The organism is Candidatus Albibeggiatoa sp. nov. BB20, assembly GCA_016744725.1.
Classification (GTDB): Bacteria; Pseudomonadota; Gammaproteobacteria; order Beggiatoales; family Beggiatoaceae; genus Albibeggiatoa.
In genome coordinates, this window is sequence record JADGDW010000180.1 from 1 (window position 1) to 8232 (window position 8232).

The 8232-nt window shown below is 40.6% G+C and carries 5 protein-coding genes and 1 pseudogene; 5 read left to right on the forward strand and 1 reads right to left on the reverse strand.

The window, feature by feature from the left end:
• From ABXH34_RS16095 to ABXH34_RS16110, 4 genes and pseudogenes are all read left to right on the forward strand, one after another.
• A pseudogene (locus ABXH34_RS16095) lies at window positions 1-268 on the forward strand (Rpn family recombination-promoting nuclease/putative transposase); the annotation flags it as partial.
• Window positions 269-494: 226 nt separating this feature from the next.
• Window positions 495-1070, forward strand: a complete 576-nt coding sequence (locus ABXH34_RS16100; RefSeq protein ID WP_353572907.1) for a YceI family protein — start codon at window positions 495-497, stop codon at window positions 1068-1070.
• Between the two features lie 155 nt (window positions 1071-1225).
• On the forward strand, window positions 1226-1651 hold the full coding sequence (locus ABXH34_RS16105; protein ID WP_353572908.1) for a cupin domain-containing protein: 426 nt from the start codon (window positions 1226-1228) through the stop codon (window positions 1649-1651).
• A 710-nt stretch (window positions 1652-2361) separates the two neighbouring features.
• Window positions 2362-2511, forward strand: a complete 150-nt coding sequence (locus tag ABXH34_RS16110; RefSeq protein WP_353572909.1) for a hypothetical protein — start codon at window positions 2362-2364, stop codon at window positions 2509-2511.
• 129 nt (window positions 2512-2640) lie between these two features.
• Here ABXH34_RS16110 and ABXH34_RS16115 read toward each other — a convergent pair whose 3' ends face one another.
• Entirely contained in the window at window positions 2641-4617 is a 1977-nt protein-coding gene (locus ABXH34_RS16115) for a hypothetical protein (RefSeq protein WP_353572910.1), read from the reverse strand.
• Between the two features lie 574 nt (window positions 4618-5191).
• Here ABXH34_RS16115 and ABXH34_RS16120 point away from each other — a divergent pair.
• Window positions 5192-8232 (forward strand): CHAT domain-containing protein (locus ABXH34_RS16120; protein WP_353572911.1); only part of this gene is annotated, 3041 nt, incomplete at its 3' end.

An 8232-nucleotide genomic window follows, 5' to 3' on the forward strand; every position in this document is an offset into this window, starting at 1 on the left:
ATATCAGGCTTATGAACACAGTTTGAAAATTTATCGAGACTTAAAAAACTCGATTGATACCGCTTTCGACGAAGGAAAGATTGAGGGCAAAGTGGAAGGCAAAGTGGAAGGCTTAGAAGAAGGACTTGAAAAAGGACGTGAGGAAGGTGAATTAAAAGCCAAACTAGAAATGGTTCGTCATCTTAAAAAAATGGGTATGGATTCTGAAAGCATAGCTCAAATAACAGGCTTAAATTTACAAGATATTGAAGGATTATATGATAAATAATTTGACTCTCTTTTTTCTTGTGCAAACTTGAATTTAGAGAATATCCTAGACAGAAGCATAAGGCTGTTACAATAAAAAAGTTGAAAAATAGGATTGCAGCATTATCAAAAGAGATTAGATGGCTTTGTAGTCTCCTAAGCTTAAACCATGTTTGAGAGCGTGTTGCATAGTGATTCTATATAACAACCCAACTTAGATTTTTAACTGACCTCCCAAAGGATATTTCATGAAAAAATTACTTGCTATTGGTTTATTGGCTTCTTTATCTTGGTCAACGCAAGCTGATTGGATATTGAACAATGCTGATACAGCGGTAAGTTTTGTCACTATTAAATCAAATCATATTGCAGAAGTGAGCCGCTTTAAACAAGTTGAAGGTATAATCAATGCACAAGGGAACGCCGAAATTAAAATTGATTTATCCAGTGTTGATACATTAATCCCAATTCGTGATGAACGGATGCAAGCCCATTTATTTGAAACAGAAACCTATTCACATGCCACGATCAAAGCACAATTGGATGTTGCTAAATTGGATCAACTCGCAGCAGGTCAAATGATGTCGCTAGAACTTGTGGGACAGTTAAATTTACATGGTGAAGATCAAGCGGTTCAAACTACAGTGACTGTAAGTCGTTTATCAGATACGCAATTATTGGTTGCCAGTCAAAAACCGATTGTGGTAGATGCACAAAAATATAAGCTTGCCGATGGTGTTAATACATTAAGAGAAATCGCAGGGCTATCTAGTATTAGTTATGCTGTGCCTGTCAATTTTGTATTAAGTTTTAATAATCAATAGTTGCTTTTCCCCATTATTTTTATTGGGTAAGGTAGTAAATTTACTCTTTACCCATTCTCCTCTGAAAAACTGCCTTGCTAGCCTATTTCAATATTTATCTTTTATACTTTCTTAAAATAATGTATTTTAATGCTGGTTACTTCGGAGGCCTTTGCATGTATCAGAATCAAATCAAATGGATTATGACCAGTTTTCTCATTGTTTTAAGTTCGTGGGTTGTAGCTGAGGAGTTATTAAAATCTCAAACTTCGTGGGATAAGGGCAAAATATCTTATCCCAAAGGCCAGTTGCAAATTACCTCTATTAAATTGCTTATCAAACAGGGAGAAACATTACCATTTCATTGCCATCCTGTACCAACTATGGGTTATGTGCTTAAAGGAATGTTAGAAATTGAAATAAAACAAGGGATTAAAAAGATTTTTCAGCAAGGAGAATCGGTTATTGAAGTGATGCGCACGATACACCGAGGTAGAGCCATCGGTAGTGATGTCGAAGTGGTGGTGTTTTATGCAGGTGCGGTATCAATGCCAAATACCATTTTAGAGTCGGATAGTGCAAGTAAAGAATACTGTTATTAGTTGCCTATTGTGGGAAGGTGGATGAAGTTTTACGTTAATTGCATTCTATGAGAAATGAAAATTTAACTAGGTCTCTACATTGAGTCTACAAAAATTTTAAGGTTTTTTCTCAAGCATGGCCTCATTTCCACTTTTTCAACATGTCAAGAAAATGCCCTGATAATAAAATGACAATTAAAGTCATTATTTCAAATTGCGACTTGTAAATTAATTATAAAATTATATATCATAAATTCAAAGTGTTAGCTCCAAAAAATGGCAATCCCCTGTAGGATGGATAAGCGATAGCGTCATCCGTTTTTTTGATTTATCCAATTTTGCAGATTCCCAATAGAGATTTGAAATGGTGTATGACGCTGCGCTGATACGCCCTACATTCATCATTTTGCCGTATTACCCTTCTTTTTTAGTTTACTAATTTTTATAGGTAATAAAAAAAAATAATTTGACTAACAGAAAAACTTATGTTGCATCGCAACATCGGGCAAAATGCTACTTTTATCTGAAAGATTATGGGCTTTTTTCTGAATCTGCTGCATAATAATCACAAGTCACAAAATTTAACCTATGTTATAAAAATCACATTAGAACTTGATTATATTATAATATAGTTATATACTGATATTAAGTTTTAGCTAAGTCATATTTCAGATAATGCGTATCTAAGATAATGATTTAAAAATTAATTTATCTACAGTAAGGAGATTATCATGATCTACATATTACTTACAATTGCCTTAGTCCTTCTTGCGATTGCTGTTAGCGTTCCACCATTTGTATTAATTAGTGGTTTGTTCTCTAGCAATAAAGAAGTAGAAACATCAGATCAAGCCAATGTTGCAAACGCAAATAAAGCTTAGATTTAAGTCGTATTAAAACAGAAAAGCGGCTATTCCCTAGGGAGTAGCCGCTTTTTTTTATGTCTAAAAAGTAGATTTTAATATCAGGATAGGCAGTGTTTAACTGAATGCCTATCCTAATACATGGATTTAGTGGTGCATCGTCATATAACCGATTAACACTAAGGTCAACAAGGTCAAGCCTGCGAAAATAAGGATTGTACCCAACAAGTTAGAACCAGTAGTCACTAATCTTGAAGGTTTTTTGACCAAGTAGCGTTCCAACGTTCCATTTTCTTTAAGGCGTTCATACTCGCGTTTGTGTTCATGTTTGAACTCTTCGAGCGGGATTGAACCTGTAAAGATCGTAGTACTCATTGGGAACTTGTCTGGACGGAAATGCGCATTAAAGAAATGCACCGTAAACAAGAAGATAGTTGCCAATAAGGCTTCTTCAGCATGAATAATCGTCGCAATATTGAACATAAAGCCGGGGAGAACTTGTGCTGTTAGCGTTGGGATAAACAACATTAAGCCGCTTAAACCAATCACACCTGCACCCCAGAACGGTGCCCAATAATCAAACTTCTGCCAATAAGACCAGCGATCAAAGTCAGGACGTTCAGAATAACCAAAGAACCAACTAAACATGGCTTTCAAATCATGCCAATCTTGCCAGTTAGGTAACATTGATGTAGGACCGAACCAACGGAAGGTTTTACGATGCCAAATAAAGACGTTAAAGCCGACGATCAATACGTGAACAAAGAACACGCTGAGCCAAATAGTTGCCGCAGTACGATGTATAATCGCTTCCATTTCAGGACCACCTAACATGCGCATGACAACAGGTGCCCAAGCAGTATGTGAGAATAACAAGGTTGAACCTGTTAACACTAAGGTCATGGTGCTGACTGCAAATAATAAATGGATAATACGCCAACTCACACTGAAGCGACGGAAGTAAATTGTATCTTCAGTGCTTTGTACTGGTGGAATATAGCCTTTACCTTGTCGACGATCTTGGAATTCACGATAGAACCATAAAATAACGTGTGTCCAGAAGAATAGGAATACCGTAATAATTAAGAATTGCATGAATCGAGTCACGATCCAAATCGCTGGATAGCGTTCAAAGTCGTTAGCATGACCGTGAGCATGGAAACTCAAAAAGCCTTCTGGCGCATCTTCATGGCAAGTACGACACATTTCTAAACGATTGTTATCATGAACCGTTGAGGTTGGATCATCGACTGCTTTCAGCGCGTGGCTGCCGTGACAGTCAAAGCATTTCGCCGTATTGGCATAGCCTAAGTTATTGACTTGACCGTGATAAGAGTTGAGATAGGTTTCTAAAGATTCTTCATGACAGCTACCACAGTTTTTAGTGATGACTAATTTAGTTGAGTCGTCTTCAGGGGATTGAATTTCGTGGGTAGTGTGACAGTCAGAACAGACTGCTGCTTCCGCATTTTTATTATCCGCTATTTCTTTACCATGAATTGAAGTCATATAGTCTTCTTTTTGCTGTTCATGGCATTGACCGCAGACATTGGGATTATCTAAGCGATGTTCTTCACGTTGAATACTGCCGATTGCGCCAATGTTGTGGGCATCATGGCAATCATGGCAGGACGCATTGGTTTTGGTTTGGTCGTTGACATTGGGACGGGCGTGAACCGAATGCATGTAGCTGTCAACTTGTTCCAATACCACTTTTAGGCGTTGGTGTTTTGGTTTGTCGGTGTCTTTTTGTTCTGCCCAGATTTCTTGATGGCATTTGACACAGCCAACGGTGACACCCATTCTTTCATCATGTTCGCCTCGGGAGAGGGTTACATTTTCGTGACAGCCAACGCAATTTTGTTCGCCATGGACACTTTCGTCAAATTTTTCAGGATCAACATAGATGAATTTTTCGCCGCCGATGTCATCATCATATTCCCAGATTTTCTCGTCCTCATCATCATGGCATTTATTGCATTTTTTGTTGGGGATTAGTTTTTTGGCTTTTTCAGCAGAGGTATGCGCCTTCTTTAGTGCAGCACTGTCCTCCGCAATTGTATAGCCACTCGTTAGGGTGACCAGTAGCAATATACATATCTTGATAACATTTCGCATTATCATAGAAGCTCCTCCTTAGTTACAACACTGGTGTTTTTTGTGTGCCGTCATTGGGTTTTGTTTTATTGAATTAATCTAACAACCTATTTTTTTATCTTTAAGTCTGTTTTTAACTCAAAAATAGCTATGGTGTAATATTAATCACTAACACACAAAGAAGGATTATACCTTGTATATTTGTTATCAACCCATAATTATCCTGAATGCCATTATAAATCAGCTTGATAATGGCTTTTGAATTAAAAAAATTAATAGTAAGGATAAGTAAAAACAATTGCAGGATGGATAGGCGACAGGATCATCCGTCTTTTTCAATTCGCTCAATTGCAAAAATTTCCAATAGAGAATTGAGAGGTAATTATGCCTCCAAATGATGTATGAAGCTGCGCTTATACACCCTACATTATTTTGCCGTATCACCGTAGGATGGATAAGCGATAGCGTCATCCGTCTTTTTTGATTTATCCAATTGCACATAAGCTAAATTTATTGAATGATGGCAAAATAAAGCGCAAAATCTTTCATAATTCATGTCATAACTCATAACTCATAACTCATAACTCATAACTCAATCGCCATGACCACTACTCTCTTATTCAAATCCAACCGACTCACGCTGATTCATCCCAATTGGAAGCCTGACGCATTTGATCTGAATGCCAAGGATATTGAATTATTGCAAGACTGTACCGAGCAATATCAACAGGCCTTAGATCAATCAGATAATCGAAATATGTTGTTAAACATCGGTATTCAATTGGGGCAATGGCTGAATCGTTCTGGTTGGTTGGATCGATTGTTAGATGAGGTGGATGCGCCGTGGGATGTGGTGTTTCAAATCCCGAAGCGAGCCAAAGAGGCTGAAACCACGTTTTTAAATGCGCCTTGGGAGTTGTTGGCGTGGGATGGGGTGCATTTGGCAATTGATATTAATGTGCGGTTTAATCCTGTGCGGCAAATTGGTGAGCCAAAGCATGAATTAACGCCTTCAGCGCATCGTTTGGGTTTGATGTTTATGGCGGCTGCTCCTGATAAGGTGACGAGATTGTCTTATGAAGCGGAAGAGCTGGCGATTTTGAATGCGACGCGGGATCGTGATTTGGATTTGACTGTGGAGGAAACGGGAACGTTGGCGGAATTGGCGGATGCGGTGGCACGTTATCAACCTGATGTGGTGCATCTTTCTTGTCATGGCGGCTTTGATGCGAATGATAATCCCGTGTTGTTGTTGGAAGATGAGGAAGGCGGTCGCGCAAATATGACGGCGGCGGATTGGTTAGGACAACCGAGTTTGGTTAATGTGGATAATGGGATTAAGTTGGGATTTATTTCTGCGTGTCACACTGCAAACCCGTCGCCTCAAATCGCGGACAGTTTGGCAACTCAGTTGATTAAAGGCGGAATGCCTGCGGTGTTGGGTTGGGGAAATTCGGTGAGTGACCGTGAGGCGAGTGATTTTGCACAATATTTTTATAAGTTTTTAGGGCAGAAACAATCTTTAATTCAAGCGGTTGGCGCGGCGCGATGGCAGTTGTTTAGTCAAAGTGAGCAAAAAAGTCGGGATTGGCATTTGGCACGTTTGTTTTTAGGGCGTTATGTGATTGGGGCGTTGACGCGGGGTGATAAGGCACGGCGGTTATTGGATGCGGAGTTTGGGGCAAAGGTGTTTTTGGATAAAAATAAGCAAGTGGTTGTTGCGGGTCGAGCGGAGTTTGTGGGACGGCGGCGTGCATTGCAAGCGATTATTCGTTGTTTTCGACGACCAGAGCAGTATGCAGGGGTGTTGATTCATGGCATGGGACGACAAGGAAAGTCGAGTTTAGCGGCGCGGGTGGCAAGACGATTTGTCGATTATCAGATTGTGGTGGTGTATGGGCATTATGAGGCGGTGGATATTTTAAAAGCGTTTAAGGGTGTCAGTGATGAGGCTGATGATATTGTTGAAAAATACGAACCGATTGTTTTAAGCAATGCTTGTAAATTAGAAACGGCTTTGAGAAATTTGTTATGTGAGCAAGAAAAACCCGTGTTATTGGTGATTGATGATTTTGAGCAGATTTTAATTGAGCCGCGTGAAAAAGATGGCTTGTATACGGTACGCAGTGATGAGCAGTTGGCGATTCGGGCATTGTTAAGCAGTTTTAAGCAGTGGATTGGGCAGACGCGCTCACGGTTGTTGTTGACTAGTCGTTATCGATTTTTGATTGCAGATGAGAATGGACAGGATTTAACCACCAGTTTGTTAGATTGGCATTTAACCCCGATGGAAATGAGTGAACGGCGCAAGCAGTTGGAGCAGAAGCAACGGGCTTTGAATATTGCAGAGAAACGGGTGTTTAATCAGCATCAGAATTTACAGGCACGTTGTTTGAATTTGGCAAGTGGCAATCCGGGTTTACAAAATCAGTTGTATGTGTTGATTCGGCAGGATGCAGTGGTGGCGGAGCAGGCTTTGAACCAGTTGGCGGCTTGGTTGAAAGGGGAAGCTGGGCAAATTGATGAGGAGCATACACGGGATTTGTTGGAAGGTTTGGTGTTGGATAAGTTGTATCAATTGTTGTCTGAGGAATCGCAGCAGTTGTTGCAGTGGTCGCAGGATTTTGTGATGCCGTTGCCGCTTGTGGCGTTGCAGGCTTTGGGCAGTGTGCAGGCGGTGCAGTCTTTATTGAGTTTGGGTTTATGGGATGGATGGCGCGATGATGAGAGTTTGCAGCCCGCTGCGATGTTGAATCGATTGGCTAAGCGGTTGTGCGTGGGATTGGATGAGGCAGAGGAAAAACAGATTGCTCACGCATTATTGTCGCCATTGTGGGCGGTGTGGCAGCAAGTGCAGCGTTCATATCAAGCCGATTATCAGTTAACACGGTTGGCGGTGCGGGTGATAAATACTGAGATTTTGCAAGATGTTGCGGGTTATGGCGTGGGTTGGGCAACAACAGAAGAATCATTTACCGAAGGCAGAGCTTTGGGTTTAAGCAGTATTGAATGTCTGCAAAGTGCGAATCTTGAGCCAGAAAATAATTTATTGCGTTATACGGCAGAAAGTTGTCACAGCACTGGTGAAGTAGATAAAGCACTAGAATTACATCAGCAGCGTTTAGAACTTTTACCTGTTGAAAATGAGCATGATAGAGCAGTTGCTTACAGTGGTATTGCAGATATTTTGATGCAGCAAGGACAAATAGATCAAGCATTAGACGTTTTTCAAAAAAAATTATTACCTGTATTTAAAAGCTTAAAAAATGAACAACAATATGCAGTGATTCAAGGCAGAATCGCCGACATCTTACAAGCCCGTGGACAACTCGATGAGGCTTTGCGCATTCGTGAAACTGAAGAGTTGCCCGTCTATGAACGCCTTGGCGATGTGCGCTCAAAAGCGGTGACCATGGGTAAAATCGCCGACATCTTACAAGCCCGTGGACAACTCGATGAGGCTTTGCGCATTCGTCAACAAGAGCAGTTGCCCGTCTATGAACGCCTTGGCGATGTGCGCGAAAAAGCGGTGACCATGGGTAAAATCGCCGACATCTTACAAGCCCGTGGACAACTCGATGAGGCTTTGCGCATTCGTGAAACTGAAGAGTTGCCCGTCTATGAACGCCTTGGCGATGTGCG

Coding starts and splice junctions, on each gene's coding strand:
- ABXH34_RS16100 (WP_353572907.1), top strand. CDS start 495: ATGAAAAAATTACTTGCTATTGGTTTATTGGCTTCTTTATCTTGGTCA.
- ABXH34_RS16105 (WP_353572908.1), top strand. CDS start 1,226: ATGTATCAGAATCAAATCAAATGGATTATGACCAGTTTTCTCATTGTT.
- ABXH34_RS16110 (WP_353572909.1), top strand. CDS start 2,362: ATGATCTACATATTACTTACAATTGCCTTAGTCCTTCTTGCGATTGCT.
- ABXH34_RS16115 (WP_353572910.1), bottom strand. CDS start 4,617: ATGATAATGCGAAATGTTATCAAGATATGTATATTGCTACTGGTCACC.